Source organism: Streptomyces beijiangensis (assembly GCF_017315755.1).
Classification (GTDB): Bacteria; Actinomycetota; Actinomycetes; order Streptomycetales; family Streptomycetaceae; genus Streptomyces; species Streptomyces beijiangensis.
In genome coordinates, this window is record NZ_JAFLRJ010001113.1 from 1 (window position 1) to 206 (window position 206).

Annotated in this window: 1 protein-coding gene; it reads right to left on the reverse strand. The window is 71.4% G+C overall.

Annotated features, from left to right (window positions below; genetic code table 11):
• Positions 1 to 206, reverse strand: a 206-nt coding sequence (locus J0695_RS40785; protein ID WP_206969841.1) for a hypothetical protein, incomplete at both ends; no start/stop codon positions are given.

Sequence of the window (206 nt, forward strand, 5' to 3'; positions counted from 1 at the left end):
CAGGTGCAGGTCGAGGTCGCCGAGGGTGGGCAGGAAGCGGTACGGGTCCTGGACGTCCAGGGGGTTCTCGGCGTCGTCGTACGTGACCAGGAGGGAGTACGCGGGGACTTTGCGCAGGGGGAGCGTTCCGGAGAAGAACCCGCCGCCGTCGTCGTGCAGTCCGGCGCGCAGCCCGTCGCTGAGGACGGTGACGGCGCGGGCGTAGG